Here is an 18,634-nt window from a genome sequence, read left to right on the forward strand (position 1 = left end):
GCTTTATAGAGCAGAAAATATAGAAGTTATTCAAGAACTGTTGCCAAAGCAAGACGGGAGCTATCCTAAGTATAATTATTGGTTAAGGGTTTATAAGCAATTTTGTGAGAATAGTGTTTATTGCTTTGATAACATAAAAGTTGAGGTGATACAAAAATTCACGAACTAATAACAATTATATATTTGTATAATGTCTAATAGATCATTAATTTGTTTTTTCGGATATTTCTGTACGAGTTTTAATTCGAAAATTAATCGTACAGAAATACATCCAGAATAAATCCGTATTTAACCGGTGAATAGGAGTATCCACAGACGATAACGGTCTGTACTACATGAGGGCAAGGTATTACAACCCCGAGATCAAGCGTTTTATCAATCAGGACGTAATGACGGGTTCAATCGTCAATACCCCGACTTTGAACAGATACGCATATGTCAACGGCAACCCGATAAGCCTTAATGACCCATTTGGACTTAGTCCGTTCCTTAACTGGCTTGACGGAATTACGGGGCATGATATTCTTGATCTGCTTGGAATGCTTCCGGGTATTGGATTTGTATTTGACGGAATCAACGCTGCTTGGTATGCCAAAGAGGGAGATTATTACAACGCAGCTTGCAGCCTTGTGTCAGCATTGCCAGGAGCGGGCGACGCATTAGGCGTGTTTGCGAAAACAGGAAAGTCATGTAAACTTGTAACTGCATTCCATAAAACAGGATCAGCAGGAAATCTTATGATCGGCTCATATGAATTGGGAAAAACGGCTGATAAATACATAAGTGGAGATGCAAGTTTCACATGGGAAGAGATAAAGGGCGACTTATTTAAAGTTGCAATGACAGGAACGTCAATGTGGGGTTCTGCAAAGGACTTTGGCACTTCGTATTGCTTTGTTGCTGGTACACTTGTGACTACTGAGGACGGACAAGAACCAATTGAAGAAATCGAAGTCGGCGATAGGGTTCTTTCGGAGGACGAGACTACAGGTGAAGTAGCAGTTAAAACGGTTACTGAAACTTATGTCAATGAGACAGACGAGCTTGTTCATATTGGTGTAAACGGTGAAACTATTTCTGCAACACCTAGTCACCTATTCTATGTTGATAAACTTGGTTGGACTTTAGCACGTTCACTTCGTGCAGGCGATGTACTTGTACTTTCAAATGGTGAACTTGTAACAGTTGAATGGGTTCAGCACGAAATTCTTGAATCACCTATCAAGGTTTATAACTTTGAGGTTGAGGATTTCCATACTTACTTTGTTGGTGAGTGTGGAGTGCTGGTACATAATGATTGTAATACAGGAAAATATAAAGAATTACGGGGCGAGGAAGGAAAAGAATCCCACCATATTATTCAAAATGCTTCTGTAAAAGATATGCCTGGATATAGCAGTAGTAACGCTCCAGCTATTTCTTTAGAGGGACCTTCGACGAGGATGGGAACAGAGCACTACAAAGCAACCCAATTCCAAAGTCATAATAATTATGGAGGTACTTATGGTGATGAGAGAAAAGTTGCATATATTTCACTAAGAAAAGCAGGAAAAACTAAAGAAGAAGCTTTTCAAGCAATTAATTACGCTGATAAATATTTTGTTGGTGAGTTGGGTTGGGATTTCACTACTATTACAAGTATTCCGAAAAATAGGAGATGAAAAATATGCATGGATATCAAATACGAACACTTATTGAAAAAATGTATCTAATTCAAAGACTAATAGTGGAACAGAATTGGGACGAACTGAAAAAAACATGTAAAATAGCGTGTGAAGTTGAGGAGATTCTTTATGAAATAAATCAATATCCAGGAAAAATCACATGCTGTGAAAACATTAATGATTTTTTTGATACATTAGTTTTGGGAGATTTCGATGGATTTAACATTTACGCTACAATCGATTTTTGGTATGATAATGAGCAAAGTGATTTATCTATGGAATGTTATGCAGAGTTTTATGGTAGATTATTAAAAAGCATCACGCTTAATAAAGTTCATGTTTTTTGAATGAATACTAGTTGTGATTAATGGCTAGGTGGGGTTAAACTTTTGAGAAATTGGGGCTTTGGTGAGAAATGCCATAATTAGCACGAAATTCTTGAATCACCTATCAAGGTTTATAACTTTGAAGTTGAGGAGTTCCATACTTATTTTGTGGGTGAAAACCGTGTTCTGGTTCATAATATGTGCAAGACTTCTGATTCAGGAGAAATATTCTTGGATCAAGAGAAAACACATGAATCTGCACGAAACACGCTGGTAAATGAACTGGATAAAACAGGAACATTCACGAATGGTGCAAAACCATATATTGGACGATTAGAGAAAAGCTATGGATATGGAAAGCAAATTGGAACGCAATCTCTTGATGGGAAAGTCAGATGGAGGTTGGATTATGATGAAAAAATAGGAGTTCACTATAATATAGAGGATTTTTCTAATGGTAAAGGCATGAAAGCAATCAAGAAAGTAATTCCAATTGATATATCTTACGATGAGTACAAATCTATTATAGCTTTATGGAACTAAAGGTTGGTTAAATGAATGATGAATTAAAAAGAAAATATGAATTATTAAAACAACGAAATAAAAAAAGGTTGATGTCTTTGGAATTTGAAAGTGATGTTCTATTCCAAGAATGTAAAAATGTATTAAATAAATGTACAATTTTTTCACTTAATGAATCAAAAGAGATATTTTCTAAGTTTGAAAATTTCTATCCAATTTTATCTTCAGGAAGTATAGATTGGGAGAATTTCAAAGGAAGGTCAATAAAAATATCTAATGTTTCAGAGTTAAATGCTTATATTAACAAATTTTCAAAGTATTATATATTATGGGATAAAAATAATATCCCATGTATATCATGCAATTTTTGTGAAATATTAAAAAATGTTGATGATGTATTAGCTGTTTCATTTAATACATGGTTACTATCTATGGATTATAAAGAAGTAATTGAATTTTACCATTCAGGAAATATCACCATAGGAAAAATTAATTAAATCGGACTTAAGTATTAGAGTTTATAATTACTACATAATGAGCTGAAAAGTACAGTCTTTCATTCAACATAGCAAAAAGACAAATGATATGAAAAATAAACCGAAAAAACTAATTCATGTCCATATCATTTAAGAAAAGATTTCAGCTACACCAAATCCTCCATTCTATGTTGATAAACTTGGTTGGACTTTAGCACGTTCACTTCGTGCAGGCGATATACTTGTACTTTCAAATGGTGAACTTGTAACAGTTGAATGGGTTCAGCACGAAATTCTTGAATCACCTATCAAGGTTTATAACTTTGAGGTTGAGGATTTTCATACTTACTTTGTGGGCGAGTGTGGGGTGCTGGTGCATAATGATTGCCCAAATCCTAATGGTAGGAATGGAGGAGAAGCTCATAGAGAAAAAACATATGAGATTAAGAATTCAATTGATAGCCGTGGCAACACAATAAAAACAGAAGATATGTTTACACCAAGTAATGGGCATAATGGATATAAAAGCAAACGATTTGCTGATGTTGTTGAATATGATGGTGATGAGATAGTTGCTATATACCAGGTTGGAAAGGTGAACAAAAATGGGTTGCCTGTGTCAAGGGAATCAAAAGCCATAGAGGATATAATGAACTCTTCTCAATATAATGGTGCACCCATTTATTTCATTCCATATAATAGTGATATTGAACCAATAATATATATGTATTAAGGTGATTGTTATGGGAAAACAAATTAATTTTTATATGGACGATAAAATCAAACAAGACTTTATTAATTTTTTAGATGCTGAAGGATATGTATTTTTACCTGATAGTTCTTTTGATATTTTATACAAACTTGAAAAAGAAAACATAAATAATGAATATAGTGTTTGCTTATATACGAGTTTGTTTGGGAAAATAAAATTGAAGCAAATAAAAGATATAAATAAATTTCGTATCGACAAATCGTATAATCCTGTAATTGAGTATTGGATTCCACATATTAAGCATTCTGATAAATCTATTAGGTGTGGAAGGCTTTGGTTGACGTCATATGATTTTTATGATAAAAATGCTGACAGAACCTTTATCAATAAGGAGTATAATAAACTTGTTAGGTGGATAAAGAAAAATGTTCCGTATCAAAAAGTAAGTGGGTATTCACAAAAAATGTATATTAGTGATGAACTTGTTGATCTGCTTTATAATAGTGAATATATACTTAAATGAAATTCTAATGGGCGGAAGTTTATAGAATGATACCGTAGTTTGATAAGATTTGGAACAGCAATTTTATAATTGCTGTTCTAAATCTCATAGGTACACTTGTAACTACTGAGGACGGACAAGAACCGATTGAAGAAATCGAAGTCGGCGATAGGGTTCTTTCGGAGAACGAGTTGACGGGTGAAGTAGCTGTTAAAACAGTAACCGAAACCTATATCAATGAAACTGACGAACTTGTCCATATTGGTGTAAATGGCGAAACAATTTCTGCTACGCCGACACACCCTTTCTATGTTGATAAACTTGGTTGGACTTTAGCACGTTTAAATACAAAAAAAGCAAAGCCCATAATGAACAGGCTTTGCTTTTTGCATATATAAGATGTTATTTCACCAAATAATGCAAGATAGTAGTATCTGTGCGGAAGTGGTGGAGTATGAACAAGCTCACATACATTGCTGCTACTCGATCGTAGACAACTGGCTTGCCGATTGATAATGCTGCTTCTCTGTTATATCCTCGAGGTCGATAAGGTTTGTCGAGATTCTCTTTGAGTTTTCTACCGCAGCGTTTAAACTCATCCTTGATTTTCTGAATGTATTCTGCACGCTTTGCAGGATCATTTTCCATTTCCCGCAAAACGGCATAGTATGTATTCTGAGCGCACATTGCCCTGCAATAGTGGAGCCCATCTGGAACGCGTGCTTCTGCCTTTGTCAACAAGAAATCATTATTCATTTTCTCTGCACGACTAATATATTCTTTTAGCTTTGCCACTGCGATAATTCCTTTCAATACTGTGCGATTATGCTTACCGCCCTTACCCACACTGAATATGTGAACAGTTTCAAAGTCAATGAATTTTATATCATCGACTTTTAAGTGGCCGAGCTCGCGGCGTCTTAAACCTGTGGTTAATGCAACATCACGGGTTGTTTCACCCGTTTCAGTATTGTATTTTGTCGGATCATTCTTTAAATGAACCCCATGGCGAGGAGGGTGTCTAAATTCAATTGTCCTTCTTCTGAAAACTTTACAAAGTGCAGAAAGATCAGTGTTGAGAGTATCAGCTGATAACCCCCTTGCTTCTCGTACATCAATGTACTCCTGTATATATTTTTCAGCCTCGAACATTGTTAGGTGACTTGTCTGAAACTTTTCTTTAAGATATTTGCAAAATTGTTTTAATACACCGAGATATCGATTGAAAGTGCCTTCAGAGAATATCTTCCATTTAAAAGTGTTTATTCCTTTCAAGATTTCTTTGATTTCTTCATCTTTAAAGCCTTTGTTTTTTAGACTCTTAACAGCCTTAGCTTTCTTTCTCTTTTTTAAAACCTTGAATCGGTGTTTCTTTTGACCGAATGAGCGCATTCCAGTTAGCCTATTTGTTAAGACATACTGCAACGTGTTGTTACCAATTTCTACTTCTACATTTTTACCGTCGATAATTCTATTTACAATTTTAAACTTGCTCATCGAAATACTCCTTTTTATGGTTCTTAATTTGTGTGTTGGTGGGGGCAAGTGCGGTTGATACTAACAGTATAAAGGTGTTATTTAGCAGCACCAAAGGCCAGTGAATCGGATTATAGACCGACCACCAAATGAAGACGTATGTCTTTCGAAAGACATACTCAGTGGACACCTTTATAGTGTTAGTGGCTCTCTTACGCCGAACCTCGCGCTACTGGTCAGGTAGACTAATTGATCTAAAAAACAATTAGTGGAACCATTTTGGGAGTATTATATTTTTTTACAAAACTGTTTTTTTGCGTTTCCGAAAATCAGGAATGCAATGTTGGACTTTTTAAACAAGTATTTCCTTGTTAGTATCGTTGAGCTTGTCAATTTCATATTACGTAAATCAATAGCAAATAGTATAGCATGAATTATTTCAAATTAAAGATATTGTTTTTTTTAACGTAAAATACTTTTGTTGAGCTGACATGCCACAATATGGATCATGAGCATGTTCAGATTTTTTATTGTTTAAATTTACTTCAACAAATGTTTCCTGTTGGAATTGCTGAGGTGAATTTTTTGTCATATTTCGTAAACACGACAAAAAAGCAAAAAGAGAGCCCACATTCTTTTTTTACGAATGTGAGCTCTCTATTTTTTGATACAAAAAAAGAGCATCTAAATGACTTAGATACACTAAACTTATACTTCTTTTAACAACTCAATTTTATCATATTTTTATTCAAAAGTCAATGCATTTTATCAATAAAATAAAATTATATTTGAAGTTTATGCATTTTTGACAAGTAATAGCAAACGTATTTGGATATAATGTATAAACTGATTGGCGGAAAATATCAACTATCTAAGTTGAACACTCATTATATAATAAGAAAGACAGTGAATTTCACTATTGATAGTATCTTTGTTATAAGCTTGAATAAGTAAAGATACCGAGTAACTTATTATTCTATTTTATTATGAGCAGTATAAGAAAAGAGATAGATATAACATATAAGTCAATTACATCTTTTTTTATATTGTAGCTAATTATAGGTGCTTTGTCAATAAAAAACTGAGCCACTTATCCTTATTTATTATTTATTTGCTTACGTATTACAGCTTTATGTTTATATAAATGAAAACTTGTTGTTTTATAATGCATTATCTTTAAAACTTCTTGGGCTATTGCTTTTTTAGGGCAAACGTGATAAAGAAAATAAACAACTATTATTTGCGTTAAAACGATATATCTTCTTTATTTTGAATATATAATATGTCATTTATTTTCTTATCTTATAAGTTGAACAAATATATCAAGTAATACAATTTTATTTATAATTATAAACAGTGTTATGGTGATCTGTCGTGGTGCTGCTTGTATCTTTTTCTGGGAAATATATATGCTTTCTTTTTTTGCTATGTCAAAAAGATTTTGCAAGAATTCTTGGCTATCTTCAAATATCACTTTTTTGTGTCTTTTTAATTAATTCTCTTTTTGTTATATTCCAGAAATCTGTATACTGTATTATGGCGGTGGTGTTGACAAAAACGAAAAATATGGTATAATGAATGCAGGAAGTGAAGCAATGTATAGAAAAACCAGAGCAGGCTATATTGAGCCTATGCCGAAGAAACAGACGCTTACCTGAAAAGTAAGAATGCTGAGGCTATTACTTACAATGACAAGACCATATTGCTTAAACAAAATCCAGGCAGAGCCAGTGTTTTTGAAGAACTTATCCACGCAACACAATATCGCAACGGAGAAAATGACGGAAGTTATGTTTCAAGACTTAATTGCGAGATCAAGGCACAGAAAAAGCTTTTACGAAACAACAAGGCTTATAAGTTGACAGAAGCTGAGGTCGAACAAACAAAAATTGCTTTGCAACAGTATGAAAGTGAATTAAAGGCATATAATGAAAAAGGAGGCGACTGATATGTTTAAAGTTCTTGATGTATTTAAAATCAGCGATATGTTGTCTGTTACTTTGGACGGCAAGTGTGAAATGCTCAAAAATGGTACGAAGTTGTACGATAAGAGTGGCAGGACATATGAAGTCGTTTCAGTAGCAATGACAAGATACAATGACCCGTCAGATATTGCAAAAAGTACAACTGAGCTGTTGAAAGCTTGCGATATCGAAACAGGTTCGGAACTCTTTATCGCATAAAGAGAAACGGCATAAATAATTTTACCGCTTGACTAAGGTCGGGCGGTATTTTTATACCCAAACATCGGAACTAAGCACCTTAACGGGTGCTTTTTTCATACACAAACTAGCCATAAAGGACTCTATCGACAATGGCATAGATCTTCATTGTCACAAAAAATGTTCCGTTAGGTCAGATGCTATGAATATAACAGAAATTCACGAAAGGTGAGAATGAAATCCACCGCCTCACAAATTTCAACTATTTAGCAAAATATCAAACCATAGCAAAAATAAGAACAAATTCGTAAAGTATATCTAATAGTATTGTATTTTATACCGTCTTGTAGTATAATGTACATATGACAAAAGTCGTAAACCAACTAAAAACAGGACGAATATATGAAGAAATTACTTATCTCTATTTGTGTGGCAGTGGGCGTATATTTTGCATTTAGCAATACAATTGATGAATTTCTGTATCCAGAGAAAAGACCGGGATTGAATACATACGACACATACACCACAACAACACAGCAGACCACTACCACAGTTACTCAGCAAACACCCATAGTCACTGATGAGGACGGATATGAGCCTCGTGACGACCGAAAGCCTGACTATGTTCAGCCTGCAGACCCCACATGGTCGAAAAGGACTTTTAACTGGACGAGCTATGACAAACGATATACCTTTGAAATATCAATGAATATTCAGGATGATATGTATGAATATTATCATAGTCTTTTGAGATACTCATATGTGAAAGATTATCATAACTATGTAAGTGACGACAATAATCATAAGCTCGTAAAACAGCTTGCAGACGAAATAAAAAGCCTTTGCGACCAATGCGGTTATGGCGAATCTGAGACTATAAGAGAAACTGCAAATTTCGTGCAGAGCATAGAGTATGTTGACGACATGACCTCAACGGGATATACTGATTTTCCAAAATATCCTCTGGAAACGCTTTATGACCAGTGCGGTGATTGTGAGGACTCGTCCATACTTTTGGGAGCTTTGCTCAAAGAGCTTGGCTATGGCTGCATTTTTATTGAGCTTCCTGAACACGTTGCAATAGGAGTAAAGGCGACAGACGATGCCCCCGGTACATACTATGATTACAATGGAAGCCATTATCTTTACATAGAAACTACCAACTCCGGCTGGGATATTGGAACGCTTCCTGATGATTACAACGAGGAAAAGGCTAAGATATATGATGTGTGGTAAAATTTCAAAAGCCCACAGATGCGATCAATGTGATCGAGTCTGTGGGCTTTTTTATTATGTTGGATATCAGAGATTTATCTAATTACAAAATGAATACCTTGTATCTGTTATTTTCTATCCTTAAAGAAATCCGTCCATTCGGGATTTTCTTTATCAAAAATCTGTTTCTGCTCTTTTGTTAATTTATAAGGATAATCATGGAACATATTAAATTCAGTGGTTTTGTCAAAGCTGAATATCCATACTCCGATAACTGTAGGGTCATCTTTCTACCAAATAGTATCGGTTTCTTTGTTTTTGTACCATATGTTTGGCACTGCGCTTTACCTCTTTTCATAAATCACATTTTCTTGCAATTTCAGTACATTTAATCTCAAGCTGAATTATCAAGTCTCGATTATCAACACTGAAATACGTGGCTTCAAAAATTCAAATGTCATATTAATTTTGGCAAACTATTTTTTCTATCCTGCAACAACGTCTCTTCTCATCATCATAACTGATCCTCTCTTCTTGTCGGTTTTTTATTATATCATTTTTCTGTAGCAAAAACAGGGTGCAGAAAAGTTTATTGTATGAGAAATACACTATCAAATATCTCGCAAAAAAATATAAGAAAAAAAGAATATATCATAATTGTGCCGAATTGGTTCGGTAAACTGTACTAAGTGGGTGCTATAATATATACAGAAGCTTGAAAAGGGAATAAAATCAAAAAACACACCGCAGACCATTTTGGAACAGTAAACAGAACCTTAAAGGTGCTATAATAAGCACATAAGGTCAAGACAGAGTTGATACGGAGGTAAGGCTATGAAAAAGAACACAAAGATTTTTAACACAGAGGTAATTGAGAGATTGGCATTGTCAGATAACATTCCGCCATTTGACGAGCAAAGAAATGGTACACAGGTCATCATGATCGAGGAGGGCAAAAAGACGGTGATATATGATTATTATTCTATGTACTGTGACGCTGACGCAAGAAAGTGGAGAGTAGAGGCATACAACAGGACGGACGGCAGAAAGTATGATAGATTGTGTATGTGCGGGGGCGTTTATCCTACAAGAAAAAGGGCTATAGCTGAGATAGACAGATTTGCATACAGAGGTAAAAATCTGGTGTTCTTTGTCCTGCCAATAGATTTTACATATGACAAAAAGGCTATGATATGGCAGGGCGAGGAGCAGTACTCATGCGATGATAAGCTAGTCCTTGCAACTAAAAAAGAGCTTGTGGAAGAAAGCAAAAAGCGCATGAAATTTATGACAGACAGAATGGGGAGTGGAAGAATAAACAGAAAGAAGCTCACAAAAGCGGAAGCAGAGGCTCTGGCGGCGTTTGATGAGTTTCAGAAGTATCGTGAGGATAAGTGTTATCCATATGCTATCATAGGTGGCAATGCAGTGCTTTATGTTAGTCCGTACAAAAACGATTGGAAAGCCGAGCGTGAGTGCCTTGATATGAAAGGCGACGGCATAGACGGCTGTGTTTCAGCCTTTGTTTATAACAGTATCACCCCTGGAACAAGTGAGAAAGGAGATATTTTTTTCAAGATAATTTCAAATACTATAATTCGTGTGGCGTAGCTGATTGACAGGGATATATTCCCTGTGATACAATATAATTATAGAGATAATTGTTATAGGAGGGCAAACTATGGCAGAAAAGGAAAATATAAAAGATAAGCTTGAAAACCTGAAAAAATGCTCGACCTAGTTATGCGTAAGGTCAAAACAAGATCTGAGGACATGGAAAAACTGATAGCTAAATACGACCAAACTAATGATACAAAAGGAGAAAAGCATGAAAATATACTGCATGAGTGATATCCATGGCTGTTATTCAGCACTTTGCGACGCTTTGGAGCTTGTCATTGACCACCTTGACGAGCCTGACACAAAGCTTATCTTTCTGGGAGATTATATCCACGGCGGTGAGGACAATATAGCTGTGCTTAAAAAGATAATGGGCTTGCAGAACATATATGGTCATAGGAAGGTGGTGGCGCTTCTTGGCAACCACGAGGAAATGGTGATGAGCGGTTTTTCTTCGGTCAATGAAATGCTAGGCAGCGGCGAATATGATGACTCTGATGACTCGTATAGATATTGGTTTGAACGTCTGCCGAGATATCATGTTGAGGGCAACACTATCTTTGTCCACGCTGGCATTGACGAGGATTCGGGCAATGCTTGGGAATACTGCACCGAGGATTATATTTTTACAGAGCAGTATCCTCACCGGCTTGGCAAGATACACGGACTTGATAAAAAGGTGGTGGCAGGGCATGTCCATACCAACACGATTTCAGGCGATCGCAGATTTAACGATATCTACTATGACGGAGCGAGTCACTACTACATTGACGGAGATGTGCTCAGCACAGGAGATATAAATGTTCTTATGGTAGACACTGACACTGATAAGTATTATAAGGTAACAGAGAATTACAATGTTCCTATTGAGCCTTATGACAGTGAAGCTTGGTAGACTATTGTATGCCGTCTTAAAACCCAATATAACACTAACGTCCCCAAGTTTCCCTCGGGGACGTTTTTTACTTTGTCAACTGCCATGAAAAGAGTTAATTAAAAATTCAGAACTTTTGTTCGATTTTCTATTGTAAAACAGAAAGTTTCGTGGTATACTATTATACATAAAGGAAAAAGGCGGTGATGCTATGGAAAAGACCTATGTTGCAATAGACCTGAAATCTTTTTATGCTTCGGTGGAGTGCGTGGAAAGGCAGCTTGACCCATTGAATACAAACCTTGTGGTGGCTGATGAGAGCCGAACGGAGAAAACTATATGTCTTGCAGTGTCACCGTCACTGAAAAGCTTTGGTATTTCAGGCAGGGCAAGGCTTTTTGAGGTCATTCAGCGTGTGGAGCAGGTCAATAAGGAGCGTTTGCAGAAAGCTCCTAAAAGACAGTTTGCAAAGAAAAGCTATATCTATTCGGAGCTATCCGACCCTGCCTGCGAGCTTGATTATATCGTGGCAACTCCGCAAATGGCGAAATATTTGGCTGTGAGTGCAAAAATATACGGTATTTATCTGAAATATGTGTCACCGGAGGATATTTTCGCCTATTCTATCGACGAGGTCTTTATTGACGCAACGGGCTATCTCGGGCTTTATAACGTTGACGGACGTGGCTTTGCACAAATGCTCATTTTGGACGTGCTGAAAACTACAGGTATAACCGCCACAGCAGGCGTTGGAACGAATATGTATCTGTGTAAGGTGGCAATGGATATTGTGGCAAAGCATATCCCTGCGGATAAAAACGGCGTCCGTATCGCAGAGCTGAACGAACAGCTTTACAAAGAAACGCTGTGGGGGCATACCCCTATCACGGACTTTTGGCGTGTGGGCGCAGGCACAGCGAGCCGCCTTGAAAAGCTTGGTATTTACACCATGGGGGATATCTCACGCTGGTCGCTGGACCATTATCTTATAGGGAAGCTTTACAAGGTTTTCGGCAAAAATACCGAGCTTCTTATCGACCACGCATGGGGTATCGAGCCTACCGCCATACCTGACGTGAAGTCATACCGCCCCTCAAACAACAGCATTTCCTCTGGGCAGGTCTTGCAAGAGCCGTGTAATTATGAGCGCACAAGGCTTATTCTGTGGGAAATGGCTGATATGCTGTCCCTTGACCTTGTGGATAAGGGCGTTGTAACAAATCAGATCGTTCTCACTGTGGGGTATGATAAAGAAAGCTTGGCGGACGGTCACTATACGGGCGAGGTGGTTTGCGACCACTATGGCAGGAAGATACCAAAGCACGCCCATGGCACTCAAAATCTAGGCAGGCACACTTCCTCGACCAGAAAAATAATAGACGCAACCATGGCTCTTTTTGACAGAATTATCGACAAGACTTTGCTTGCAAGACGGCTTAATCTGACCGCCTGTAATGTCATAAGAGAAGAGGATATTCCCGAAGTTGAGAGCTATGAGCAGATAAGCTTGTTTGATATGGCGGAAGCGGCAAATGCTGATAACAACGCAGAAGAAAAAGAAAGGGCATTGCAGGAAGCAATGCTCTTGATAAAGCACAAATATGGAAAAAATGCCATTTTGAAAGGCACGAACTATACCGAGGGAGCTACGGCAAGAGAGCGCAACCGCAGTATAGGCGGTCACAAGGCATGAAAGGTGGAACTTACAATGTATGACAATTATTATGACATAAAGCAGTTTTCACGTCCGCACTATGACGATCATCCGCAAATGTCTATATCGGACAGGGCGGTGCAGTTCAGCCCTTTTGCAGCTTTGACAGGCTATGACGCTGCTGTTGATGAAACCGCAAGATACACCGAAATCAGGGAGGAGCTGACCGAGGACGAGGTAAACAAGCTCAATGACGATCTCAACCGCCTGCTTGATATGCTTGATGAACGCCCTGAGATAAGGGTGACATATTTTGTTCCCGATAAGAGAAAAAGTGGTGGCAGTTATCAGACCAAGACAGGCATAGTGAGAATTTATGACAGCTATACTAATGAGCTTGTTTTTATGGACAAGACTAGGATAGCTGTGGAGGATATGTGTTTGGTGGAGTTTGTGGAGGAGAGAGGGAAAATACAGTAGAATAAACCTTATTTGCCGTAATGTTTTTGCATTCTTTTTTTGTGAAAATGCGGAATAATAAACGGATAGCCGTCTGATGAGGACGGTTATCCGTGTTTGGGTATATTCAGTTACTAAGCTAAATGAGAATTTACAGTGCAGAACTGTTTATCCCGTCAAAAGCAAATTCTTTCGATTCATCATCATAAATAAATATCAATTCTAATCCCAAATAATCGTCTGGATATCCAAGATCAGTTCCAAGCAGTGCTGTTTCAATCGAAAGAATATCATCTTCAAATGATACTGACCTAATATACCACTCACCTGTAAGCACCGATCGTTTCGGGAACATTCCCTCTTCATCATTACACAGATCATCATTGTTGATATAATCCCGTATTTCATCTTCAGAAATCTGCAATAAAGTTCTTTGGCTATTTTCAAATAAGGTCTTTGAAACCGAGGATGTGAAAAAATACTGCGGTTCTAATTGATTTTCATAGTTAGAAAACAGGTTATCCGGATTTGGTTTGGATAAACGTATCATTTTTAAATTCATAAGCCACAACTCCTCTAAATTCCGATTTAGCAGAGAAAGCTATATCACTTTCTCATTTATCTTTATTATACCAAACCGCCCCGAAAAAGTCAATCTGTAAACCTTTTGCAAACAAATAGCGTTGCAATATACCGCCAGTTGTGCTATAATCAGGATATAGAGCAGAGCGGAGGTGAATCGCAATGGATAACAAAAACGAAGAATTAGTAAACTGTGTATTATACAAGAAAATCAAACGGGTGGAGAGCGCAGAAATCTCTATCAGCAAGACCATGATAAAATCGGCTCAACAGGATAATGACGGCAATTGAAGATCATATTAAATGAATAGGAGGGTTTTACTTGACCGTTGATACAAAAGAGGTAGTTACTACTATAGCCTATATGATAGGCGTCCGAATGTCAGCTCTGACCGTGAGTTACGGTGAATGTTCCGAACTTATCGAGAAGCTCCAAGCCGACAAAGACGCTACTACCATACGATATTTATGTAAGCTGCGAACCGTACTGATGCAGAAGTTCAAAAAGACCGATGATCTTATGCGGTTTCAGCTCAAAAATTTGCATAACATAGAATGGTACGATAAGGATAATATCAAACAGCTTGAAAAATGGGGATTTACCATTATCCAAGCGAATTGCCGTTCAGAGAAGTATATGCAGGAGTTTACAAGACTCATCAATGAAAATATCGACAAATGCTCTCAACTATTCTACGATTGGCTGAATTGGGAGTATATCAGAGATCTGTTCTTTGTCCCGAAATATAATAAGAACGGTGTAATGAAAGCCGAGTTCAATAAATATATGGCGAATATCGAACATTACCCATTTCAGATGTATATTCACTGGCAACCTGCCGAAGTCGGGAGCATCATCTATTCCGACCGTAAGTTTTTGAAGATCATCTACGGTCAGCATAATGACAGCTTCACCGATTATACGAAATATCGGGACGCAGATGATGAAACACGAAACAATATCTATAATTTTATTGACAGCACCGAGAAAACAGCTATAGCTGTCGATTGTGAGAACTCTGATCCATACAAGCTTTATAGTGTTCTGAAAGGCTTGAATCAGGAGGAGCTTGCTAAGATCGAGAAGATCACGCTATATGACGATCCGAACACTACCGCAGGCTGGGATTGGCTCTCTAAATTCACGCAGATACCAGTTGAACATATAGAAATCGACCGAGTGACAGACAGAAAGTCACTGGTCGATGTGCGAATGACCGCAAGCGTAGTCACGGACTTCTACCGTGACGGGATAACATCTTTTATTATTGTGTCAAGTGATTCGGACTTTTGGGGACTTATCGAGAGCCTGCCGAAAGCAAAGTTTCTCGTTATGTACGAATACGAGAAGTGTGGAACGGCGATCAAAAACGCCCTCGCACAGCACGGCATCTATTATTGTGCCATTGATGATTTCTGCACCGCAGGCACGGAGGAGTTGAAACGTGCCGTACTCTTTGCAGAGCTTGAAAAGCATTTGCCCTCACTCATTGGAGAGAACCCTCTGGAGCTTACTCACAAGATATATGAAGCCACAAAAGTGACCGCTACCATGAAAGAAATGGAGAACTTTTGCAATAGATATGTCAAGACATTGCGTCTGAAGGTGAACTCCGAAGGAAAATTCGTGATAGAGATCCAAACAATCTAAGAAAAATTCGCATGGCTTTCTATCAATATCATTAAGCTAATAAAATCAAGAAATAAAATTGCGTGAAAATATCTAAGCCACACGGTGTATTTAAGGTCATCAGAAGAAAAAAGATCTTCAGATAAATTTGTAGCAATTACTTCATAGCTGTCATCTGATATTTTAAAGCGAACGATCCGTATAGGCAACTCATAAATAACAGTAGGCTCTGATTTTTTGTTTTTTGAAGGAAGAAAACCAAAGGTACAGTTAAAATTTTTTTGCATAAAAAAGACTTCATACCGCTGTGAAACAGTATGAAGTCTGAAAAAATCTTAGATCACCAGCAGTAGCATACAGAGTAGATCGTTACTGTGCCGTTTGCTGCACCTGCATGGATCTGATCCAGCTTTCCGCCGAAATCGGAAGTGCCGAATGCTGACTTGCAGTTGTTGTAAGAATACTTTGCGTAGTAGTGTCCGTTTGCTGTGCCTGTTTCGCTTGGTGAAACCTTTGCCCACTCTGCTCCGCCTGACCAGCTCTGAAGGACAAATTCTACCTGATTCTGTGTTCCTGAGTATTCAACGTAGAAGTAGCCGTTTGACTGAATGTCATATGCGTTGAAGCTTCCGCCATTCTTTGAAGTCATTGCTGAAGCAGCCTGACCCCATGCTGAAGCAGTTGAAGAACCCCAGAAAATCGATTTGTAATTGCTTTCTGAACTGCTTGAAGAAGATGAGGAAGAACCTGATGTTGATTCAAGATACCAAAGCTGGCACTTTCCGCCCCAGTAGCTCCACTGGTTAATGTTTGCTCCGTCAGCTGTGTTCTGTTCGTAAACGTCAAGGCATGAGTAGCAGTCTGAGATCTTTGTCTTGATAGCATAAGCGTCGCCGATCTTTACAAGCTGGAATTTCTGACAGTCACCGCCGTGATACTGCCACTGGTTGATGTTAGCACCATTGTCCCTGCTCCAGTTGTATACGTCAAGACAGCTTTTGTAATTTGATGCACCTGTGTAAATAGTGTAATAGCCGTTTTCGTCGCTTACAAGCTTGAATTTCTGATTGTTTCCGCCTGTGCCTCTGTACTGCTGAACGTTTGTGCCGTTGTCAGCCTTTGCCTTGTATACGTCAAGATACTTGCCGCTGAGTGCGCTCTTGATGTAATATGTTCCGTCAAGTCCGAGAACTCCGCCGTTGGAATCTGTTGAAGTTCCTGAAGAAGAACCGCCGGAAGAGCTTCCTGAACCGCTGTAAACTGAGCAGGTCTTAGAAGTTGCCTTAATTCCGTTTGAGCCGTTTATAAGTGTATTTCCCCATGAAGAAAGGCTTGAGCCGTCCCATGAGTTTGCGATGTCGAGGTAGCTCATGTCAGAGTTGTTGCCCTTCCATGACCAGCCAAGATAGCCTACGCCCTTGCTTGTGCAGTAGCTCATGATAGTAGCCTCATCAACGTCGCCGTTTGTGTGCTGACCGCCGAACTCGCCGATAACAACAGGCACACCGATGTTGAGTGCGTTATCAATGTTGTTTCTTACAGTTGACGCGTTTCCGCCTGCGTATTCATACATATGAATGGAGAATACGGTGTTCTTCTGTGAGTCTGCGTTGAAAACAGACTTACCGTAATCCTTGATGCTGTCAGGATACTGTCCCCAGCCTGCGCAGTCTACCATAAGCATATTTGTAATGCCTGCGTTTCTTACAGATCGGATAGCAGACTTGTAGCCGTCAGCCCATGCGCTTCCGTTCCATGTGCCGCACCACTCATTTGCGATGTTTACGATAACATATTTCTCAGTACCGCTGAGAACGCTCTTCATTTCCTTCCAGTAGTCAACGCACTTGTTAAGATCATAAGTGCTGTCGCTGCCTGTTGCATCATGTACTTCGAGAATGCATATCAGCTTGTTTGACTTGCACCAGCTGATGATGTTCTTTACTTCCTGTGCGCTTGTTTTTGTGTACTTTGAGCCGTTTGCAAGTACGACTCTTACGGTATTTGCGCCGTTGTTTGCAGCGCCCTTGATAGAAGTTTCAGTCTTCTCTGTGTACCATGCATGAGCAATGTTCACGCCACGCATAACGAACTTGTTTCCGCTAGCGTCATAGATACTAGTACCGTTTACATAAAATCCTGATGCCGCATCTGCGGTCGGTGTTGTCATAAAACCGAAGCAGGTTATTACGGCAAACATTACAGCAACAAAAGTCTGTAATGCCTTTGCAGAAAAAGTTTTGTTCTGTACCATAAAAAGCTCCTCTTATACAATTATTTTTTTATACCGGTATTCTAAGGCAGCATTGTATTATCCTCGTGCGTTGCTGCCTTAACTCTGTCAACGTAAAACATTATATTATTAAAAGTAAAATAAGTCAACTTAAATATTTAAGTAAAACGTTTACACAAATAATTTTCGTATTTTAGCACAATTTTTCGTAGATTAATTGAACAATATGACTAATTTTTATCACATATACAGTATAATATGTTGTATGTACACAAAACTCTGCTTTTAAATTTCAGAAAATTAAGAATCTTTTTGAAACAAAAATCTGTATATACGCTGCGTTGAGCATATATACAGATATAAAATTTCCTTTATATTGATTCTATCAAGCCGTCGGAATATATCTTTTTTTGTTCTCGTACAAATTCAGAGATCATAATCAGACCTCCTTATTCTTGTGTGGTATCACCGTATTTTACATCCTCCACTTCACGATCTAACTGAATGTCATGAGGCTTTCTATTTGT

General features: G+C 38.0%; 19 protein-coding genes and 1 pseudogene. 17 read left to right on the forward strand and 3 right to left on the reverse strand.

The genetic code is table 11. The annotated features are described in order from the left end of the window. Positions 1-326 precede the first annotated feature (326 nt). The 8 genes and pseudogenes from AB5Z01_RS10055 (at position 327) to AB5Z01_RS10090 (ending at position 4,600) form a co-directional block, all read left to right on the forward strand. Positions 327-1,661, forward strand: coding sequence for a polymorphic toxin-type HINT domain-containing protein (locus tag AB5Z01_RS10055; RefSeq protein WP_368365519.1), 1,335 nt, complete (start codon positions 327-329; stop codon positions 1,659-1,661). Positions 1,662-1,666: 5 nt separating this feature from the next. Then, positions 1,667-2,011 carry a hypothetical protein gene (locus AB5Z01_RS10060; protein ID WP_038670967.1) on the forward strand — a complete coding sequence of 115 codons (345 nt, stop codon included), beginning with the start codon at positions 1,667-1,669 and terminating at the stop codon, positions 2,009-2,011. A gap of 84 nt (positions 2,012-2,095) precedes the next feature. Beyond that, positions 2,096-2,188: pseudogene (locus AB5Z01_RS10065) on the forward strand (polymorphic toxin-type HINT domain-containing protein); the annotation flags it as partial. 33 nt (positions 2,189-2,221) lie between these two features. Continuing rightward, entirely contained in the window at positions 2,222-2,533 is a 312-nt protein-coding gene (locus AB5Z01_RS10070) for a hypothetical protein (protein WP_243271445.1), read from the forward strand. Between the two features lie 11 nt (positions 2,534-2,544). Next, positions 2,545-3,009: a hypothetical protein gene (locus AB5Z01_RS10075; RefSeq protein WP_368365512.1), complete on the forward strand. Its 465-nt coding sequence runs from the start codon at positions 2,545-2,547 to the stop codon at positions 3,007-3,009. Positions 3,010-3,148: 139 nt separating this feature from the next. Further along, positions 3,149-3,721, forward strand: coding sequence for a polymorphic toxin-type HINT domain-containing protein (locus tag AB5Z01_RS10080; RefSeq protein WP_332008625.1), 573 nt, complete (start codon positions 3,149-3,151; stop codon positions 3,719-3,721). A 10-nt stretch (positions 3,722-3,731) separates the two neighbouring features. After that, the gene (locus AB5Z01_RS10085; protein ID WP_195221324.1) at positions 3,732-4,223 is read left to right on the forward strand and encodes a hypothetical protein; all 492 of its coding nucleotides are present in this window, start codon (positions 3,732-3,734) and stop codon (positions 4,221-4,223) included. 86 nt (positions 4,224-4,309) lie between these two features. Next, positions 4,310-4,600, forward strand: coding sequence for a polymorphic toxin-type HINT domain-containing protein (locus AB5Z01_RS10090; RefSeq protein WP_272125347.1), 291 nt, complete (start codon positions 4,310-4,312; stop codon positions 4,598-4,600). Between the two features lie 4 nt (positions 4,601-4,604). On the opposite strand, the gene AB5Z01_RS10095 is transcribed toward AB5Z01_RS10090, so the two are convergent. Then, positions 4,605-5,699, reverse strand: a complete 1,095-nt coding sequence (locus tag AB5Z01_RS10095) for a site-specific integrase (RefSeq protein ID WP_195221325.1) — start codon at positions 5,697-5,699, stop codon at positions 4,605-4,607. A 1,681-nt stretch (positions 5,700-7,380) separates the two neighbouring features. On the opposite strand from AB5Z01_RS10095, the gene AB5Z01_RS10100 reads away from it, so the two are divergent. The 7 genes from AB5Z01_RS10100 (at position 7,381) to AB5Z01_RS10130 (ending at position 13,683) form a co-directional block, all read left to right on the forward strand. Next, on the forward strand, positions 7,381-7,626 hold the full coding sequence (locus AB5Z01_RS10100) for a hypothetical protein (protein ID WP_195221326.1): 246 nt from the start codon (positions 7,381-7,383) through the stop codon (positions 7,624-7,626). 1 nt (position 7,627) lies between these two features. Beyond that, positions 7,628-7,861, forward strand: coding sequence for a hypothetical protein (locus AB5Z01_RS10105; RefSeq protein ID WP_195221327.1), 234 nt, complete (start codon positions 7,628-7,630; stop codon positions 7,859-7,861). A 381-nt stretch (positions 7,862-8,242) separates the two neighbouring features. Further along, positions 8,243-9,076, forward strand: coding sequence for a hypothetical protein (locus AB5Z01_RS10110; RefSeq protein ID WP_287214953.1), 834 nt, complete (start codon positions 8,243-8,245; stop codon positions 9,074-9,076). A gap of 813 nt (positions 9,077-9,889) precedes the next feature. Then, complete coding sequence (locus AB5Z01_RS10115; protein WP_368365513.1) at positions 9,890-10,666, forward strand: hypothetical protein; 777 nt, start codon at positions 9,890-9,892, stop codon at positions 10,664-10,666. 217 nt (positions 10,667-10,883) lie between these two features. After that, entirely contained in the window at positions 10,884-11,570 is a 687-nt protein-coding gene (locus AB5Z01_RS10120) for a metallophosphoesterase (RefSeq protein WP_118159247.1), read from the forward strand. Between the two features lie 190 nt (positions 11,571-11,760). Beyond that, a complete protein-coding gene (locus AB5Z01_RS10125) occupies positions 11,761-13,242 on the forward strand; it encodes an impB/MucB/SamB family protein (protein ID WP_022286815.1) in 1,482 nt (493 codons plus the stop codon). Between the two features lie 15 nt (positions 13,243-13,257). Further along, positions 13,258-13,683 carry a hypothetical protein gene (locus AB5Z01_RS10130; RefSeq protein WP_287214958.1) on the forward strand — a complete coding sequence of 142 codons (426 nt, stop codon included), beginning with the start codon at positions 13,258-13,260 and terminating at the stop codon, positions 13,681-13,683. A gap of 130 nt (positions 13,684-13,813) precedes the next feature. On the opposite strand, the gene AB5Z01_RS10135 is transcribed toward AB5Z01_RS10130, so the two are convergent. Further along, on the reverse strand, positions 13,814-14,224 hold the full coding sequence (locus AB5Z01_RS10135; protein ID WP_117734071.1) for a hypothetical protein: 411 nt from the start codon (positions 14,222-14,224) through the stop codon (positions 13,814-13,816). 182 nt (positions 14,225-14,406) lie between these two features. Between AB5Z01_RS10135 and AB5Z01_RS10140 the strand changes: the two genes are divergently transcribed. Then, positions 14,407-14,535, forward strand: a complete 129-nt coding sequence (locus AB5Z01_RS10140; RefSeq protein WP_022287748.1) for a hypothetical protein — start codon at positions 14,407-14,409, stop codon at positions 14,533-14,535. A gap of 31 nt (positions 14,536-14,566) precedes the next feature. Continuing rightward, on the forward strand, positions 14,567-15,895 hold the full coding sequence (locus AB5Z01_RS10145) for an NYN domain-containing protein (protein ID WP_287214961.1): 1,329 nt from the start codon (positions 14,567-14,569) through the stop codon (positions 15,893-15,895). A gap of 319 nt (positions 15,896-16,214) precedes the next feature. Here AB5Z01_RS10145 and AB5Z01_RS10150 read toward each other — a convergent pair whose 3' ends face one another. Continuing rightward, entirely contained in the window at positions 16,215-18,128 is a 1,914-nt protein-coding gene (locus AB5Z01_RS10150; RefSeq protein WP_368365514.1) for a cellulase family glycosylhydrolase, read from the reverse strand. Positions 18,129-18,634: the final 506 nt, after the last annotated feature.

This window comes from Ruminococcus sp. RTP21359st1_H3_RTP21359_211015, from assembly GCF_040909065.1.
In the GTDB taxonomy this organism is placed as follows: Bacteria; Bacillota; Clostridia; order Oscillospirales; family Ruminococcaceae; genus Hominimerdicola; species Hominimerdicola aceti.